14 protein-coding genes are annotated in these 17,385 nt (G+C 64.1%); all 14 read left to right on the top strand.

Annotation, left to right across the window (positions count from 1 at the left end; translation table 11 throughout):
- Positions 1–50: 50 nt before the first annotated feature.
- The 14 genes from DF200_RS03355 (at position 51) to DF200_RS10770 (ending at position 17,372) form a co-directional block, all read left to right on the top strand.
- Positions 51–986, top strand: a complete 936-nt coding sequence (locus DF200_RS03355) for a TrmH family RNA methyltransferase (protein WP_109136887.1) — start codon at positions 51–53, stop codon at positions 984–986.
- 75 nt (positions 987–1,061) lie between these two features.
- Positions 1,062–2,129: a phenylalanine--tRNA ligase subunit alpha gene (gene pheS, locus DF200_RS03350; protein ID WP_109136886.1), complete on the top strand. Its 1,068-nt coding sequence runs from the start codon at positions 1,062–1,064 to the stop codon at positions 2,127–2,129.
- A gap of 7 nt (positions 2,130–2,136) precedes the next feature.
- Entirely contained in the window at positions 2,137–4,749 is a 2,613-nt protein-coding gene (gene pheT, locus DF200_RS03345) for a phenylalanine--tRNA ligase subunit beta (RefSeq protein WP_109136885.1), read from the top strand.
- Positions 4,750–4,835: 86 nt separating this feature from the next.
- A complete protein-coding gene (locus DF200_RS03340) occupies positions 4,836–5,534 on the top strand; it encodes a DUF4190 domain-containing protein (RefSeq protein WP_109136884.1) in 699 nt (232 codons plus the stop codon).
- A 101-nt stretch (positions 5,535–5,635) separates the two neighbouring features.
- On the top strand, positions 5,636–6,727 hold the full coding sequence (gene argC / locus DF200_RS03335) for an N-acetyl-gamma-glutamyl-phosphate reductase (RefSeq protein ID WP_109136883.1): 1,092 nt from the start codon (positions 5,636–5,638) through the stop codon (positions 6,725–6,727).
- Positions 6,724–7,893 (top strand): bifunctional glutamate N-acetyltransferase/amino-acid acetyltransferase ArgJ, encoded by a 1,170-nt coding sequence (argJ, locus tag DF200_RS03330; RefSeq protein ID WP_109136882.1) that lies wholly within the window; start codon positions 6,724–6,726, stop codon positions 7,891–7,893. Before argC ends, argJ begins: the two co-directional genes overlap by 4 nt.
- A 60-nt stretch (positions 7,894–7,953) precedes the next feature.
- Positions 7,954–8,925 (top strand): acetylglutamate kinase, encoded by a 972-nt coding sequence (argB, locus tag DF200_RS03325; RefSeq protein ID WP_109136881.1) that lies wholly within the window; start codon positions 7,954–7,956, stop codon positions 8,923–8,925.
- The gene (locus tag DF200_RS03320; RefSeq protein ID WP_109136880.1) at positions 8,912–10,216 is read left to right on the top strand and encodes an acetylornithine transaminase; all 1,305 of its coding nucleotides are present in this window, start codon (positions 8,912–8,914) and stop codon (positions 10,214–10,216) included. Before argB ends, DF200_RS03320 begins: the two co-directional genes overlap by 14 nt.
- 95 nt (positions 10,217–10,311) lie before the next feature.
- A complete protein-coding gene (argF, locus tag DF200_RS03315) occupies positions 10,312–11,286 on the top strand; it encodes an ornithine carbamoyltransferase (protein ID WP_109136879.1) in 975 nt (324 codons plus the stop codon).
- A 2-nt stretch (positions 11,287–11,288) separates the two neighbouring features.
- Positions 11,289–11,843 (top strand): arginine repressor, encoded by a 555-nt coding sequence (locus DF200_RS03310; RefSeq protein ID WP_109136878.1) that lies wholly within the window; start codon positions 11,289–11,291, stop codon positions 11,841–11,843.
- 94 nt (positions 11,844–11,937) lie between these two features.
- Positions 11,938–13,176 carry an argininosuccinate synthase gene (locus DF200_RS03305; protein ID WP_109136877.1) on the top strand — a complete coding sequence of 413 codons (1,239 nt, stop codon included), beginning with the start codon at positions 11,938–11,940 and terminating at the stop codon, positions 13,174–13,176.
- 255 nt (positions 13,177–13,431) lie between these two features.
- Positions 13,432–16,587 (top strand): CRISPR-associated endonuclease Cas3'', encoded by a 3,156-nt coding sequence (locus DF200_RS03300; RefSeq protein ID WP_109136876.1) that lies wholly within the window; start codon positions 13,432–13,434, stop codon positions 16,585–16,587.
- 299 nt (positions 16,588–16,886) lie between these two features.
- On the top strand, positions 16,887–17,129 hold the full coding sequence (locus tag DF200_RS03295; protein ID WP_109136875.1) for a DUF2442 domain-containing protein: 243 nt from the start codon (positions 16,887–16,889) through the stop codon (positions 17,127–17,129).
- Positions 17,130–17,195: 66 nt separating this feature from the next.
- Complete coding sequence (locus DF200_RS10770; RefSeq protein ID WP_158275762.1) at positions 17,196–17,372, top strand: hypothetical protein; 177 nt, start codon at positions 17,196–17,198, stop codon at positions 17,370–17,372.
- Positions 17,373–17,385 lie beyond the last annotated feature (13 nt).

The raw sequence follows: 17,385 nt of genomic DNA, 5'->3' as shown, positions 1-17,385 counted from the left end.
GTGAATCAGACGATGTCGCGGCGATAGGGGTGACGCGCTAGCATTGACCCATGCCATTGACCAAAGGAACACTGGACAATCCGAACGCGGGCCGAATCCGACGAATAGCCGACCTGGCCCGGGCCAAGACGAGACGCAAGACCGGGCGGATGCTCGTGGAGGCGCCGCAGGCCGTGCGCGAGGCCATCGCCTGCCGCCCCGACCTCGTGGAGGACCTGTACGTCGAGATCGACGAGGACGGCAACACCGCAAGCGCCCGGGCCGCCGAGATCGTGGCGGACGTGCTCGGACGCGAGGCCCGCGGCGAGGGCGTGGGGCAGGAACGCATCTACGTGCATTACGTCACCCCGCGCGTGATGGCGGCCATCAGCACGGACGCGCAGGGCATCGCCGCCACCGCCCAGACCGGAGACCTCGCCGGCGACCTGACCGGATGGGCCCCGCCCCGGGGAGGCGACGCCGCCGGCGGGAACGGGCCGATGGTCGCCGCCTTCTGGCAGGTGCGCGACCCGGGCAACGCCGGGACCGTCATCCGCACGGCCGACGCCGCGGGCGCCGACGCGGTCGTGTTCGTCGACGAATGCGTGGATCCGCTCGGTCCCAAGGTGGTCCGATCGACCGCCGGCTCGCTCTACCACATCCCCGTGCTCCGCGCGTCGGTGGACGAATTCCTCGAATGGAGCGAGCGGCACGGGCTGCATGTCGTCGCCGCGGACGTGCGCGGCACCGAATCCACGCCCCCGACGTCGCTGGCGGACATCGTGCGCCCGGCGGACGGCGACGTCCCGGACTGGGCCAAGGCGGGCCCGGGCCGCGCGGTGCTGTTCGGCAACGAGGCACGCGGGCTTGACGACGACCTTCTCGACCGTTGCGAGGGCATCGTCTCCATCCCCATATACGGCAGGGCCGAATCGCTCAATCTGGCGACCAGCGCATCCGTGCTGCTGTATGCGCTGGCTATGTCGAGTCATGTGAGAACAATGTGAGATTGGTGTTCCGCGCCCCGAAAAGCGCGGACAACAGTTGTGTAAGCGTAATTTTGCCAACGGAAAGGTGTCCCTGTGGCAGATGTTGCAACCTTCGACGCCCAAGCGGTGACGGCAGACGTCGCCGAGGGCATCGAGAAGATCCAGAACGCCTCCAGCATGGAGGAATTGAAGGCCCTGAAGTCCCATTACGCCGGCGCGGACTCGGCCATGACCCGGGCGAGCAAGGCCATCGGAGGCCTGCCGAAGGACCAGAAGAAGGACGCCGGCAAGCTCATGGGCAAGCTTCGCGCCGACTTCGGCCGCGCGTTCGGCGCCAAGGAGGCCGAGGTCAAGGCCGCCGAGGAGAAGGCCCGGCTTGACGCGGAGACCGTGGACATGACCCTGCCGGTGCGCCGCCGCCCGCTGGGCGCCCGCCACCCGCTGCCGAAGCTGCTTGAGGACGTCGAGGACTTCTTCGTCTCCATGGGATGGCAGATCGCCGACGGTCCCGAGGTGGAGACCGAATGGTACGACTTCGACGCGCTGAACTTCGGGCCGGACCACCCCGCCCGCCAGATGCAGGACACCTTCTACATCAAGGGCAACCAGGCCAAGGACGCCGCCGGATTCGTCGGCAGCAACATGGTCATGCGCACGCAGACCTCGTCCGACCAGGTGCGCGCCCTGCTCACCCGTGGCGTGCCGCTGTACATCGCCAGCCCCGGCCGCGTGTTCCGCACCGACGAGCTCGACGCCACCCACACGCCCGTGTTCCACCAGTGCGAGGCGCTCGCCGTCGACAAGCACCTGACCATGGCGAACCTCAAGGGCGTGCTCGACAAGCTCGCCGTCGCCATGTTCGGCCCGGAGGCCAGGACCCGTCTGCGTCCGAGCTACTTCCCGTTCACCGAGCCGAGCGCCGAGCTCGACCTGTGGTTCCCCGACAAGAAGGGCGGCGCGGGCTGGCTCGAATGGGGCGGCTGCGGCATGGTCAACCCGAACGTGCTCAAGTCCGCGGGCCTCGACCCGGACGTCTACACCGGCTTCGCGTTCGGCGTGGGCATGGAGCGCACGCTTCTGCTGCGCCATGACATCAACGACATGCACGACCTCGTCGAGGGCGACGTGCGCTTCAGCGAACAGTTTGTGATGGGGGAGTGATTGACCCATGCCGATGATCGATATTGACTGGCTCAAGGAACACGTCGAGGTCCCGGAGGACCTCACCTATGAGCGGCTCGCCAAGGACCTCGTCCGTGTGGGTCTGGAGGAGGAGGAGATCCACGCCTCCCAGGTGACCGGCCCGATCGTGGTCGGATACGTGGTGGACGCCACCCCCGAGCCGCAGAAGAACGGCAAGACCATCAACTGGTGCCACGTGGACGTCGGCGAGGAGTACAACGACGTCGACGAGAACGGCCACAAGGTGCCGCGCGGCATCATCTGCGGCGCGCCCAACATGGCGGCGGGGGAGAAGGTCGTCGTGACCCTGCCGGGCGCCGTGCTGCCCGGCGACTTCCGCATCGAGCCGCGCAAGACCTACGGGCACATCTCCGACGGCATGTGCGCGTCCGAACGCGAACTCGGCCTCGGCGACAGCCACGACGGCATCATCCTGCTGCGCGAATACGGCTTCTCCAAGGAGGAGTACGACGCCCTCAAGCCGGGCGACGACGCGATGGCGCTGCTGCATCTGAACAATCCCGTGCTGGAGATCAACATCACGCCGGACCGCGGCTATGCGTTCTCCTACCGCGGCGTGGCCCGCGAATACCACCATTCCACGGGCGCCGCATACACCGACCCGGTCGTCGCGCTCAACGAGAAGGCCCCCGTCATGGCCCAGGGCGCCGAAGGGCAGGCCCGCGACATGGAGATCTCCATCGAGGACGGCAACCCGATCCACGGCATCGTCGGCTGCGACCGCTACTACGGCCGTGTGGTCCGCGGATTCAACCCGAACGCCCCGACCCCGAACTGGATGCGCCGCCGCCTGATCCGCGCCGGCATGCGCTCCATCTCCCTTGCTGTGGACGTGACCAACTACGTGATGCTCGACCTCGGTCAGCCGCTGCACGCCTACGACCTCGACAAGATCGAAGGCCCCATCGTGGTGCGTCGCGCCAACGAGGGCGAGGAGCTCGTCACCCTCGACGAGAAGAACCACAAGCTCAGCCCCGAGGACCTGCTCATCACCGACTCGCCGAACGGGGAGCACGGCTCGCGCATCCTCGGACTGGCCGGCGTGATGGGCGGCCTGTACGGCGAGGTAACCGGCGAGACCACCGACCTGTTCATCGAGGCCGCGCACTTCGACCCGGTGTCGATCGCACGTTCCGCCCGCCGCCACAAGACCCCGTCCGAGGCGTCCCGCCGCTTCGAGCGCGGCGTGGACACGCAGCTGCAACCCGCGGCCGTGGAGATGGCGGTGGAGCTGCTCACCCGGTACGGCGCCGGCGAGGGCTCCCGCACGCCGGCGGACGTGAACAACACCAAGCGTCCCGCCGACATCCGCTTCAGGGTGAGCGAGGTGGCGCGCGTCGCCGGACTCGACGTCGACGCCAACACCATCTCCGACATCCTCACCGACATCGGCTGCACCGTGGCCGGAGGCGGCAACGGCGAATTCTCCGTGGCCCCGCCCACGTGGCGTCCCGACCTCACCGAGCCGTGCGACCTGGTCGAAGAGGTGGCGCGACTGGTCGGCTACGACGAGATTCCCGTCACGGTGCCCGCGGTTCCCGTGACCGGCGTGACCGGGCTTACGCTCGAACAGCAGCGCCGTCGCTGGATCGCCGACACGCTCGCCCAGTACGGTCTGGTGGAGACGCTGAGCTACCCGTTCGTGGGCGACGCCGACTACAAGGCGTTCGCCATCGACGCCGACGCCGTCAAGCCCGTCAGCGTGGAGATCGCCAACCCGCTGGCCGGAGACCGACCGTTCCTGCGCCGCTCCCTGCTGCCCACGCTGGCACGCACCGTGCAGCGCAACATCCGCCGCGGCCTGGACGACGTGAGCCTGTACGAGATCGGCCACGTGTTCCTCTGGGACCCGAACGCCCCCGCCATCCCCGCACTGCCCGGCGGCGTCAAGCCCACCGACGAGCAGCTCGCCGCGCTCGACGCCGGACTGCCCGAGCAGCCCCAGCACGTCGCCGCCATCCTCACAGGAAAGGCCGAGGACTCCGGCTGGCTCGGCGAGACCCGGGACATCGACTGGTCCGACGCCGTCGAAGCGGTCATGCGAGTCTCCGAACGCCTCGGCGCGGGTCTGCGTCTCGATCAGCCCGCACCCGCCGACGTCCCCGCCACCTGGCATCCCGGACGCTTCGCCTACGTGGTGCTGCCCGATGGCACCGGGGTCGGCACGGTCGGCGAGTTCCATCCGCACGTCAACGAGGCGCTCGGTTTCCCCGAGCACTCCGCCGCGTTCGAGCTGGACCTTTCCACCCTGCTGCCGGCCCTGAACGACAAGCCCGTTCAGGCCAAGCCCATCGCCACGTTCCCGCCGGTCCGCCAGGATCTCGCCTTCACCGTGCCCGCCACGGTTACGGCGCAGCAGCTGAGCGACGCGATCCGCGAGGCCGCCGGCCCGAGCCTCGAATCCATCGAGCTGTTCGACGTGTTCACCGGCGACCAGGTGGGCGAGGGCGCCAAGTCATTGGCGTTCGCCGTCACCTTCCGCTCCCCGGTCAAGACGCTCGAATCCTCCGACAGCGAGGCCATCCGCAAGGCAATCGTCGAGAAGACCGCCGAACTCGGCGCGCAGCTGCGCGCCTGATACGGCGTCGTCGGACGTAAGGCCATGACAATACACTGCGGGCGAAATCCACGGATTTCCCCGCAGTCACTGCTATCAAGGGAATTATGAGCCATAACGTGTGGAACAGCCAGAATGACGGAACGGCCCCGCAGCAGCCCGCCGCAGGCGGCGTACAGCGCCGCGACCAGCCGGAATATGGGCAGTACAAGGAGCCCGAATACGGCGAGATGGCCAGCCGGTATCCGGGCTGGAACCCCTATGTGTATGGCGCTCCCGAGCCCGATGCCGACAATGGCGGGAACAACGCCGGTGCGGGAGGGGGTGAAAACGATTCCGGCAGTCAGGGCTCCCGGACCACGAATCCCATAGCCGGCTACTTCGGGATATCATCGACTCCCAGCCAGCGGCCCGACGCCCCTCATTCCCGCGATATGAACGGATCTCGTGATTCGAACGGCCCGGCCAACCCCTCCGACGGCCGGTATCACAACGGCATCGACCTCGACGACCCGAACCAGAACCCACTGTACGGGCGATGGGACTTCGCGGCCATCGTCGGCTTCGTCACCGCCCTGATCGGCGTGCCCGTCCTGCCGATCATCCTGTGCGCGCTGTCGATGTACAGGACGAAGCTGCTGCGCATGAAGGGACGTGGACTGGCCATCGCCGGCCTGGTCATCGGTCTTCTCAATCTCGCCGTGTCCCTGTACATGCTCATCGCCGGCGTCGACGTCTACCAGTTGCTGTCGCAGCTGTACGGCGTCGACCTCACGGGCGGTTCGGGGGACGGGACGTCCGTGTAAACTTTCCGTAACACCGGCTGTATAATTATGCATCGCTTTGCATAGTGTGTATAATTGGCGCTGTTGTAGTTTTCCTTCGTGATTGTGAAAAGAGGGATTTTATGCCGAAATACACGGTCGCGGTGGCCGGCGCCACCGGATACGCGGGAGGGGAGGCCCTGCGCATCCTCGCCGCGCACCCGAACATGGAGGTCACCTGCGTCGCGGGCCACTCCTCGGTGGGCGACAGGCTCGGCAAGCACATGCCGCATATCCCGCAACTGGCCGACCTGACGGTGGAGGACACCACCCCCGACGTGCTCAACGGCCACGACATCATCGTGCTCGCACTGCCGCACGGCGCCTCAGGCGCCCTCGCCGCGCAACTCGATCCGGGCAGCATCGTCGTCGACCTGGGTGCTGACCATCGTCTTGAGGAACGTTCGGCATGGGACGACTACTATGGCGGCGACTTCTACGAGCACTGGACGTACGGCATGCCGGAGCTCATCGTCGGTCATGACGCCAATGGCTCCTACCTCAGGCAGCGGGAGACGCTGCGTGGGGTCAGACGCATCGCTGGACCGGGATGCAACGTCACCGCGACCACGCTGGCCATGCAGCCCGGCGTCGCCGAGGGGCTGGTCGGCCATGACCTTGTCGCCGACCTCGTGGTCGGATACTCCGGCGCGGGCAAGAACCTCAAGCGGACCAACCTGCTTGCGGCCGAGGCGCTCGGTTCGGTGGTGCCCTACGGCGTGGGCGGAACGCACCGCCACATCCCCGAGATTCTGCAGAACCTCGCCCACGCGGCGGGTCTGGATGCGGCCGGGGCCGGCGAATTCACGCTGGGCTTCACGCCGGTTCTGGCACCGATGTCCCGCGGTATCCTCGCCGTCGTCTCGGCTCCGCTGAGCGAGAAAGGCGCCTCCATGAGCGACGCCGAAATCCGTGCGGTGTGGGAGAACGCCTACGCGGGGGAGCATTTCATGAACCTTCTGCCCGAAGGCGAACTGCCCGCCACGGGCAACGTCATCGGCTCGAACGCGGCACACATCCAGGTGGCCGTGGATCGCAAGGCGGGCAGGCTGCTGGCGTTCAGCGCCATCGACAACCTCAACAGGGGGACCGCCGGCCAGGCGGTGCAGTCGCTGAACATCGCGCTTGGCATCGACGAAAGCACAGGATTGACGACGATTGGAGTGGCACCGTGAGTGTAACGTTCGCAAAGGGATTTTCCGCAAGTGGAGTGGCGGCCGGGGTCTCGGCCGTCGCAGGCAAGAAGGACCTCGCCGTCGTGGTGAACGACGGACCGCTCGACGTGGCGGCCGGCGTGTTCACCGCCAACCGGTTCTGCGCCGCGCCCGTGCAGTGGTCGCGCAAAGCCGTGGCCGACGGCCACATCAAGTCCGTGGTGCTCAACTCCGGATGTGCCAACGCCTGCACCGGCGAGGCCGGATACCGGCAGTCGGCCGACACCGCCGCCAGGCTCGGCGAACTGGCCGGCGTTCCGGCCGAACGGGTGGCCGTCTGCTCCACCGGCATGATCGGCGACCTGCTGCCGCTCGACAAGGTGCTCTCCGGTGTGGAGAAGGCCTACGGCGAGGTGTCGGACTCCGCCGAAGCCGGCGAACTCGCCGCGGAGGCCATCCTCACCACCGACACCAAGAAGAAGACCGTGGCGCTCGAAGGCGCGGGCTACCGCATCGGCGGCATGGTCAAGGGCTCCGGCATGATCGCGCCGCAGCTGGCCACCATGCTGTGCGTCATCACCACCGACGCCAAGGTGGACGCCGAACAGGCCAGGAAGGCGTTGTCCGCGGCCGTGGAGACCTCGTTCAACCGCATCGACGTGGACGGGTGCATGTCGACCAACGACACCGTGCTGCTGCTCGCCTCCGGAGCCTCCGGCGTCGAGCCCGACCAGGACGAGTTCGACGGGCTGGTCTCCAAGGCCTGCGCCTCGCTGGCACGCCAGATCATCGGCGATGGCGAGGGCGCGTCCCACGACATCCGCGTGAAGGTGACCGGCGCCACCGACGAGGATGCGGCCCTGGCCTGCGCCCGTGCCGTGGCGTCGTCGAACCTGCTCAAGTGCGCCGTCGCCGGCAATGATCCGAACTGGGGTCGTGTGGTGTCGTCCCTCGGAACGGTGCCCGCCGACGTGGCCCCCTACGACGCCGACAACGTGACCGTGGACGTCAACGGCGTGCGCGTGTGCGACGGAGGCAAGCCGGGTTGTCCGCGCTCCGACGTCGACATGACGCCGCGCGAGGTGCATTTCGACATCGACCTCGGCGAAGGCGATGCCGAGGCCACTGTGTGGACGGATGACCTGACCCACGAATACGTGCATATCAACGCCGACTACGAGTCGTGACGAACATCCGGCCGTCATGCGTGCCATGGGCCACGTATGACGGCCCGAGGAGCAAGGAACATGGTTAAAGCAGAAACAAAGAACGTCGTGGGACCGGGCTTCCACTTCGATGTGCACACCGATCTGCGCGCCGACCAGAAGGCCGAGGTGCTTATCGAGGCGCTCCCGTGGCTTGAGGAGTTCTATGGCCAGCGCATCGTCGTCAAGTACGGCGGCAACGCGATGGTGGACGAGAAGCTCAAGCAGAACTTCGCCGAGGACATGGTATTCCTCCGGCAGGTGGGATTGCATCCGGTGGTGGTGCACGGCGGCGGTCCGCAGATTTCCAACATGCTCAAGGCGCTGGGCATCAAGTCGGAGTTCAAGGGCGGTCTGCGCGTCACCACGCCCGAGGCCATGGACGTGGTGCGCATGGTGCTCACCGGCAAGGTCTCCCGCGAACTGGTGGGGCTCATCAACTCCCACGGTCCTCTCGCGGTCGGTCTTTCCGGCGAGGACGGCGGACTGTTCTCCGCCGTGCAGCGCAGGCCCATCATCGACGGCAAGCCCACCGACGTGGGGCTTGTCGGCGACGTGGTGAGCGTGGACGCCTCGGCGGTGGAGGACCTCATCGCCGCCGGGCGCATCCCCGTGGTCTCCTCCGTCGCGCCGGACGAGGACGACCCCACCCGGGTGCTCAACGTGAACGCCGATTCGGCGGCCGCCTCCCTGGCCGCCGCGCTCGGCGCCCGTAAACTGGTCATCCTCACCGACGTCGACGGCCTATACGCCGACTGGCCCGACAAGAATTCGCTGATCGGCCGCATCGGCGTGGACAACCTGCGCGACATGCTTCCCGACCTTGAGTCCGGGATGCGTCCGAAAATGGAGGCATGCGTGCGAGCGATCGACGGCGGGGTCGAGGAGGCCCACATCATCGACGGCCGTAAGCCGCATTCGATTCTGAACGAGATATTCACCTCCCAGGGCATCGGCACCATGGTGATTCCCGAAGGTGGCATGGAGATGAGGAGCTCTTATGTCGGATATTAAGACAACCGGTCCGGAACCGTTGGGCGCCAACGACAGCAAGTGGCTTGGCTCCTACAAGCAGGTCCATATGAACGTGTTCGGCACGCCGCTTCGCGTGATGGACCACGGCGAAGGCACCCACATCTGGGATGTGGACGGCAACCGCTATCTGGACTTCCTCGGCGGCATCGCCGTCAACGCCCTTGGCTACGCCCACCCCAAGTGGGTCAAGGCCGTGGCCGATCAGGCCGCCAAGGTGGCGCACACCAGCAACTACTTCGCCACCGAGCCGCAGATCGAGCTAGCCGCCAAACTGGTGAAGCTCGCCGGCGCGCCCGAAGGCTCCCACGTGTATTTCGGCAATTCCGGCGCCGAAGGCAACGAGGCCGCCATCAAGCTCGCCAAGCTCTACGGCCGTACTCTGCCGGGCGCCCTTCCCGACATCGGCGGCAAGCCGGCCCGCATCCTGGCCATGACCCACGGCTTCCACGGCCGTACGCTCGGCGCGTTGAGCGCCACGTGGAAGCCCGCCGTCCGCAAGCCGTTCCAGCCTCTCGTGCCCGCCGTGGAATTCGTGGAGGCCGGCAATGTGCATGCCCTGCAGAGGGCCTTCAACGAAACCGGGGTCGGCCACTACGGCAAGGGGCCCGTCGCCGCGGTGATCATGGAGATGATTCAGGGCGAGGCCGGCGTGGTGCCGATCGGGGCCGATTTCGTCAAGGCGGCCCGTGAGCTGTGCGACCGCCACCATGCGCTGCTCATCATCGACGAGGTGCAGACCGGCATCGGCCGCACCGGCAAGTGGTTCGCCTTCCAGCGCGAGGACCTTTCCGGCGGCGTGGTCCCCGACGCCATCACCTTCGCCAAGGGCGTGGCCGGAGGCTTCCCCATGGGTGGACTCATCGCCTTCGGTGAAAAGCTCTCCGCTCTGTTCACCCCCGGCTCCCACGGCTCCACGTTCGCCGGCAACCCGCTTGGCGCCGCAGCCGGCCTTGCCACGCTTGGCGTCATCGAGGACGAGGGACTTGTGGAGAACGCCGAGGCCCGGGGCCGGCAGCTTCGCGACGGGCTCGCCGCATTGGACAACCCGCTGTTCGTCTCGGTGCGTGGCCGTGGTCTGCTCGACGCCGTCGAACTCGCGCATCCATGCGCCCACGCCGTGGCCGACTGGGCCCTGAACCATGGTCTCATCGTCAATGCCGTGGCGCCGAACGCCCTGCGGTTCGCCCCGCCGCTGATCGTCAGCGAGCAGGACGTCGACGAATGCCTCTCCATCCTCGCCGGCGTGCCCGCCGACCTGCCGAACGATTGAGATCCGCGGCCCGACACCGCAAACCACAGAAGGGGAGCGGCGCTCCGCATGGTGGAACGCCGCCCCTGCACCTTTTCCAAGTTAAGGAGTCCACGATGACCCACGAACTGCGCCACATGCTGCGCGACGACGACATCAACCACGAGGAGCAGAAGCAGATCCTCAAGCTCGGCATGAAGTTCCGCGAGAACCGCTTCTATTCCCGGCCGTTCGAGGGACCCCAGGCCGTGGCCGTGCTGTTCGACAAACCCAGCACCCGCACCCGTTCCAGCTTCTCCATCGGCGTGGCCGAGCTCGGCGGCTATCCGCTGGTCATCGACAAATCCAGCTCCCAGCTTGGCCGCGGCGAGCCGGTCGCCGACACGGCGCGCGTCCTCACCCGCATGGCCTACGGCATCGTGTGGCGCACCTTCGGCCAGGACCGCGTGGAGACCATGGCCAAGTACGCGAACTGCCCGGTCATCAACGCCCTGACCGACCAGTTCCACCCCTGCCAGATCCTCGCCGATTTCCTCACCATGGCCCAGTTCCGTGGGGGAGTGGATGCTCTGGCCGGCCAGAGCATCGCCTACCTCGGCGACGCGGCCAACAACATGTCGAATTCGTATCTGCTCGGCGGCGCGGTCGCCGGCATGCACGTGCGCGTGGCCGGCCCGGAAGGCTTCCTGCCCGACCCGAAGATCGTAGCCGACGCCAAGGCAATCGCCGAGAAGACCGGCGGCTCCATCACCGTGACCACCGATCCCCGCGAGGCCGTGGCCGGCGCCGACTGCGTGTTCACCGACACCTGGGTCTCCATGGGCGAGGAGGCCGAGTACGCCATCCGTTCCAAGCCGTTCTGGGACTATCAGGTGAATCCCGAACTCATGGCCCTCGCCAAGCCCGATGCGCTCTTCCAGCACTGCCTGCCCGCCTACCGTGGCAAGGAGGTCACCTCCAGCGTGATCGACGGGCCGCAGTCCGTGGTGTGGGACGAGGCCGAGAACCGTCTGCACGCGCAGAAGGCCCTCATGACCTGGCTGGTCGCATGGCAGCGTGAGGATTCCTCCCTGCTCGGCGATCTCGCATGACGATGAATGGAGACACCCCGTCCCTGCAAAGGCCGACGACGCGGGCGGCGCGGCTCAGCGCCATCGAGCAGGCCCTGCTCACCCACGTCGTCACCTCGCAATCCCAGCTTTCCGGCATCCTCGCGAGCCAGGGAATCGCGGTCACCCAGGCCACGCTGAGCCGGGATCTCGATGAGATCAACGCCACGAAGGTGCGCACATCCGACGGTTCCATGGCCTACGCCATCGCCGAGTCCACACGGCATACGGCGTCCGAGACGTCGACGGCGAACACGGGCACGAAGAACGAGCAGCAGATGAGCCGCGTGCTCTCCGGCCTGGTCACCTCCGTGGCCGCCGCCAGCAATCTCGTCGTCGTGCATACGCCGTCCGGCGCGGCGCAATACGTAGCCAGCGTCATCGACCGCCAGCCAATCGACGGCATATTGGGCACCATCGCGGGAGACGATACGGTGATGATGGTCTGCACGGATGACGACACGGCCCGGATACGCGCCGAATGGCTGCTGTCACTGGCCTCGCAGAACCGCGACAGAAACGATCATGCCGGAGCGTGACACGAACCGCGACGCACCGATTGCATAAATATACGAAAGTATGTATATAATACAACCCAGTGTTTGATAACCGTGAAGAAAGGTAGCCACTCCCATGGCAGATAAGAACCGTCTTGTCCTGGCGTATTCCGGCGGTCTCGATACCTCCGTCGCCATCTCGTACCTCAAGGAGCGCACCGGCAAGGACGTCGTCGCCGTCTCCCTCGACGTCGGCCAGGGAGGCGAAAGCCTTGAGACCATCAAGCAGCGCGCACTCGCCTGCGGCGCCGTCGAGGCCTACGTGGTCGACGCCCGCAACGAGTTCGCCGAGGAATACTGCATGAAGGCCCTCAAGGCCAACGCCATGTACGAGGGCGTGTACCCGCTGGTCTCCGCCATCTCCCGTCCGCTCATCTCCAAGCATCTCGTGCGCGCCGCCCACCAGTTCGGCGCCGACACCATCTCCCACGGCTGCACGGGCAAGGGCAACGACCAGGTGCGTTTCGAGGTGTCCATCGCCTCCATCGACCCGACGCTCAAGGCCATCAGCCCGATTCGCGACCTGGCCCTGACCCGTGACGTGGAGATCGCGTTCGCCAAGGAGCACAAGCTGCCGATCGTCCAGACCGAGAAGAGTCCGTACTCCATCGACCAGAACGTGTGGGGCCGCGCCATCGAGACCGGTTTCCTTGAGGACCCGTGGAACGGCCCGACCAAGGACTGCTACTCCTACACCGACGACCCGGCGTTCCCGCCGGTCGAGGACGAGGTCGTCATCGAGTTCAAGCAGGGCGTGCCGGTCAAGATCGACGGCCGCGACGTCACCCCGCTGCAGGCCATCGAGGAGATGAACCGTCGTGCCGGCGCCCAGGGCATCGGCCGCATCGACCTCATCGAGGACCGTCTCGTCGGCATCAAGAGCCGCGAGCTGTACGAGGCCCCGGGTGCCGTGGCCCTCATCACCGCCCATCAGGAGCTGGAGAACTGCTGCCTCGAACGCGAACAGCACCGCATCAAGCGCGACATCGACAAGCGCTGGGGTGAGCTCGTGTACGACGCCCAGTGGTTCAGCCCGGCCACGCAGTCCCTCAATGCGTTCATCGAGGACACGCAGAAGTACGTCTCCGGCGAGATCCGCATGGTGCTGCACGGCGGTCGTGCCGTCGTCACCGGTCGTCGCTCCGACAGCTCGCTGTATGACTACAACCTCGCCACCTACGATTCCGGCGACAGCTTCGACTCGAAGTCCTCCAACGGCTTCATCGACATCTACGGCCTGCCGAGCCGCGTCGCCGCCGCCCGCGACGTCAAGTTCGGCAACGGCATCGACGTCCCCGAAAACGCCGTGGAGTAGTCCGTGTGGAGCGATCCGCCGATCGCTCTCTAGACCAGAGGCCCGCATCCCATCAAAGGGGTGCGGGCCTTGTTGTTTGATTTTTCGGCGACTTTGCCGACTCATTCCGGATAGCGATACAGTGGTTGTATGATTCCGGATAATTGGTCGTCGGAGAGGACGACAATGACGCTTCCCCGTGTCGTTCGATTGAATGGTCGGTCTTAATGCATGAAACCGCAATACGGGTATTCGTGTTGAAGGGGGTGATGTGCAATGCCATCTGATAATGACATGGTGGAATTGTCCCGAGGCGCACGCGCGTTGTGGGGCAAGACCGATCGTCTCGATGGGCAGCGGTGGCTCCCGCTTTATGTGCATATGGCTGATTCGATGGCGATGGCCGAACGACTATGGGACCATTGGCTGCCTGATGGAACCCGTGCTTTGATTGCGCGAAATCTCGGTGACGAGACGTTAGCCCGTCGCGTGTATCTGGTGCTGGCGGGAGCGCATGATATCGGCAAAGCCACTCCCGTCTTCCAGTCAAAGCCGATTCGATTTGATGTGGCGGCGCGGACTGGACAGGTCTCGATGGCTTGGATGCCGGAGCATGCCGGTTTGCGGATACGTCACGATTTCGGCAATTCAGGCAAGCCGACGCATACTGTTGCCGGACAAGTGATTCTCGAACGGTATCTTATCGAGAGATATGGCTGGACGTTGGAATTTGCGCGGTCGTATGCGAGTGTGGTCGGTGGGCACCATGGTACGCCTCCTGATGCGCATCAATTGGAGACAGCGCAGTTCGCCGAACCGGCGCGTATGGGTTGGGACGAATCTACGAATGGGGCAAATGGATCGTGGGAATCGACTCAGAGAGAATTACTGGAGTTCGTTATGCGACGCGCCGGCGTGACCGACCGGGATATGACCAGACTCGGTAGCCGGCGTTTGGACCCGCGATCCGAATCCCTGTTGACAGGAGCGGTCATCATGGCCGATTGGATGGCCAGTAACAGTGACGAAGAAATGTTTCCTCTGGTTACTGTTCCTGGAACCTTGGGCAATGCAGGTTACGATGATGACGTGCTCTCGTGGGAGGGATTGCGTTATCGTGCCGAACGAGCATGGCATAATCTACGCATGTGCAATCCATGGCGACCGATTGTCGATGATCTGCATATGGACAACAATGCAATGGATTCATGGTTTCGAGAACGGTTCAACCTTCCGGCAGGTGCATCATTGCGCCCTATGCAACGCGAAACCATATCGCTTGCATCGGAGACGGACGATCCTGGACTGATCATCATTGAAGCGCCGATGGGCGAGGGGAAAACTGAGGCTTCGCTCGCGGCCGCGGAATTGCTTGCCCGGCGTACCGGTCGTGGCGGCGTATGCATTGCTTTGCCTACGATGGCGACCACCGATGCGATGTTCGGCAGGGCCCACGCGTGGATCGAATCCCTGCCGGTGTCCACGGCAGGCTCTGGGCATGATGCAAAAACAGTGTGGCTTGCTCATGGCAAGGCAAGGTTGAATGAGGAGTTCCAAGGCGTCATCACCGCATCACGACGTACCATCTCCTCCATAAATCAAGACGAAACAACGACCGACGGCAATATGACGTCCGCGGAAACGACGGTATCCGTATGGATGTGGGGCCGCAAGAGAGGCGTGCTGGCGAACTTCCTCATCTGTACCATTGACCAGGTGCTCATGGGCGCTTTGCAAATGAAGCATGTGGTCCTCAGACAATTGGCACTCGCCAACAAGGTCGTCATCATTGACGAGTGTCATGCCTATGACGCGTATATGCAGGAGTACCTTAAACGCATTCTTGAATGGTTGGGAGGATTCCATACGCCGGTCGTGTTGCTGTCCGCGACGTTGCCGGAACAACAACGCAGGGATATGGCGGAAGCATATGTACGTGGACGCGCCGCTCGGAATCCGACGGAGACGCATTATGTGTGTGGTGGTCGGAAATCCGGCATCCCGATCCGCCCGGGCAGAGGTAGGCGTCGGGCGCAACGAAAGTCCGAGCCGGCGGACGTGGCGCAAGCCCCCGCTTCCACAGAGGCTCCTTCATCCCGTGAATCCGTGGAGACGGCATATCCGCTCATTACATATTCCTCCGGTACCCAATTGCGGTTGAAGCCCGTAAAGCCATCGGGAAGAAGTCTGCGTGTGACCTGCGATCTGATGTCAGACGATGATGACTCACTCGTCGCCCTCGTTGATGATTTGCTGCAGGATGGCGGCTGTCTCGGTGTCATCTGCGACACCGTTGCGCGCGCGCAGCACGCGGCGTTGCTGCTGGCCGGCCGTTATGGCGCCGATAAGGTGAAGCTGACTCATTCCCGGTTCATGGATATGGACCGTATGGATAACGAGCGGGGGATACGCGGCCTGCTGGGGCCTCAGAGCACCAGGGCAAACGGCTTGCGACCAGAGCGGCTGATCGTGGTCGGCACGCAGGTGCTTGAACAATCCCTGGACATCGATTTCGATGCGTTGATTTCTGATATCGCACCGGTGGATCTGCTGATGCAGCGTCTGGGACGTGTGCACCGCCATATCCGAGGGGTTGCCCAGCAGGACAGGCCGGAACGGCTGCGTACGGCGTACTGTCATATTCGAGGTGTTGCACAGTGGGATGATGATGGGCCCCGAATCAGTGACGATATCCAGCGTGTATATGAGCCGGCGTCCTTGCTGGAAGCGTTGGGGGTGCTGGGGTTGACGAGACCGCAATCGGTGAAGGAGGTTTTTCTTCCGGAAGACATCGCCTCTATGGTTCGCCGTGCATATGGTGAGCACGTGGTGGAAACGATTCCTGAATCATGGCGATCGTCCTATGGAAAGGCGGTCTCTAAACGGACGGCTGGTCAGGAAACCAAGTGTGCGCGGGCGCATTCATATCTGCTCAAATCGTTGAGCAACATGATTGCGGAACGGGATAGCCTGGTCGACTGGTTTAAAAGTGCCGCAATCGATGACGCCAACGATGATAAAGGACAACGGGCGGTACGTGACACACAGGAGACGGTCGAGGTTGTGCTTCTGCGTCGAGTCAATGGCGGTGTCCATCTATTGCCGTGGATAGGTGACCGGCACCATGACATTGCGCTTGGTGCGGAAGTGCCGACTGATTCCGTGCCATCCGATTGTTTGGCGTTGCTGATATCCCAATGCTCCGTACGATTGCCTGCTTCGATGGGCGGCTACGACGAGAGGAAGCTCGATGCGCTGATTGACGCATTGGAACGAGGTTGCGATTCGGCGACCGCAATGTGGGCCGACTCTCCGTGGCTTGCTGGGGAACTTGCCATACTGCTGGAGGATGATGGCGCTGGAGTTCTGTCCGCGTCGGTGAATGGTTACGTCGTTCGATATGACCGGGATACTGGGCTGAGTGTGAAGTGACCGGACGAAGACGAATAGGTCGTTGTGTGCGGAGAGAATGGGAAAGTCCCTTCTCGGGAGGGATGATCCGGTGAATGTACGGAGTCATGTTGTGTTCCCCATTGATATGGGGATGGAGACTGTTGATTGACACAACTTCGTACATTCACGTTGGAAATTGTATTAAAACGTGTTATGCTGGTTCTGTTAAAGAAACCGGAATCCATCATGGAGGATGGGGGAAGGAGCTGAAGGGACGATGAATAGTGGATTTCTGATCCGCGCAGACTGCTGGATGATGATTGGCGGGTGATGTTGTGATGGATGATGAAGTCGTGACGGATGCCGTTCCCATGGGCGGTCATCGTGTGGCCGTGCGGTTCCGTGATGGTTTCGCGGGGGTTATGGACATGTCCAGATATTTGGAATATCCGGCCTATGCTTCGTTGGCGGACCCTCGTGTGTTCGCTACTGCGCGGGCTGTTGATGGCACCATCGGATGGTGCGACGGCAACATCGACGTTGCCCCCGAGGTCGTTCGAGAAGAGGCCGTGGCATTTTGAAATAAGAAAGTGGCGGGTGATGTCTGATTCTCCAGCCGTGTGCTACAGATGTGGAGGGAGGTATTTATGAGTATCGTCGCCAAAGGTGGCAAGATTGTCACCGAGGATATGGAAGATCGTTGGGCGGATGAAATAGAACATGGTGAACTGGGCGGCACTGCCGGCCCTGTGCTCTTCGGTCCTGTATTTGACGTGGGGCAGGATCCTTTTTCTGATTCGTTGAAGGAAAATGCCGCCGCGTAGTGTGGCATGTGTC

Source organism: Bifidobacterium catulorum, assembly GCF_003129925.1.
Taxonomy (GTDB): domain Bacteria; phylum Actinomycetota; class Actinomycetes; order Actinomycetales; family Bifidobacteriaceae; genus Galliscardovia; species Galliscardovia catulorum.
The sequence above is the reverse complement of the archived record's forward strand: the minus strand, read 5'-3'. Positions and strand labels throughout refer to the sequence as shown.

Bases quoted from the DNA above. Each gene is read 5' to 3' on its own strand.
- argC (WP_109136883.1), top strand. From the start codon at position 5,636: ATGCCGAAATACACGGTCGCGGTGGCCGGCGCCACCGGATACGCGGGA.
- DF200_RS03295 (WP_109136875.1), top strand. From the start codon at position 16,887: ATGGATGATGAAGTCGTGACGGATGCCGTTCCCATGGGCGGTCATCGT.
- argB (WP_109136881.1), top strand. From the start codon at position 7,954: ATGGTTAAAGCAGAAACAAAGAACGTCGTGGGACCGGGCTTCCACTTC.
- DF200_RS10770 (WP_158275762.1), top strand. From the start codon at position 17,196: ATGAGTATCGTCGCCAAAGGTGGCAAGATTGTCACCGAGGATATGGAA.
- argF (WP_109136879.1), top strand. From the start codon at position 10,312: ATGACCCACGAACTGCGCCACATGCTGCGCGACGACGACATCAACCAC.
- DF200_RS03300 (WP_109136876.1), top strand. From the start codon at position 13,432: ATGCCATCTGATAATGACATGGTGGAATTGTCCCGAGGCGCACGCGCG.
- pheT (WP_109136885.1), top strand. From the start codon at position 2,137: ATGCCGATGATCGATATTGACTGGCTCAAGGAACACGTCGAGGTCCCG.
- DF200_RS03320 (WP_109136880.1), top strand. From the start codon at position 8,912: ATGTCGGATATTAAGACAACCGGTCCGGAACCGTTGGGCGCCAACGAC.
- DF200_RS03355 (WP_109136887.1), top strand. From the start codon at position 51: ATGCCATTGACCAAAGGAACACTGGACAATCCGAACGCGGGCCGAATC.
- DF200_RS03340 (WP_109136884.1), top strand. From the start codon at position 4,836: ATGAGCCATAACGTGTGGAACAGCCAGAATGACGGAACGGCCCCGCAG.
- DF200_RS03310 (WP_109136878.1), top strand. From the start codon at position 11,289: ATGAATGGAGACACCCCGTCCCTGCAAAGGCCGACGACGCGGGCGGCG.
- DF200_RS03305 (WP_109136877.1), top strand. From the start codon at position 11,938: ATGGCAGATAAGAACCGTCTTGTCCTGGCGTATTCCGGCGGTCTCGAT.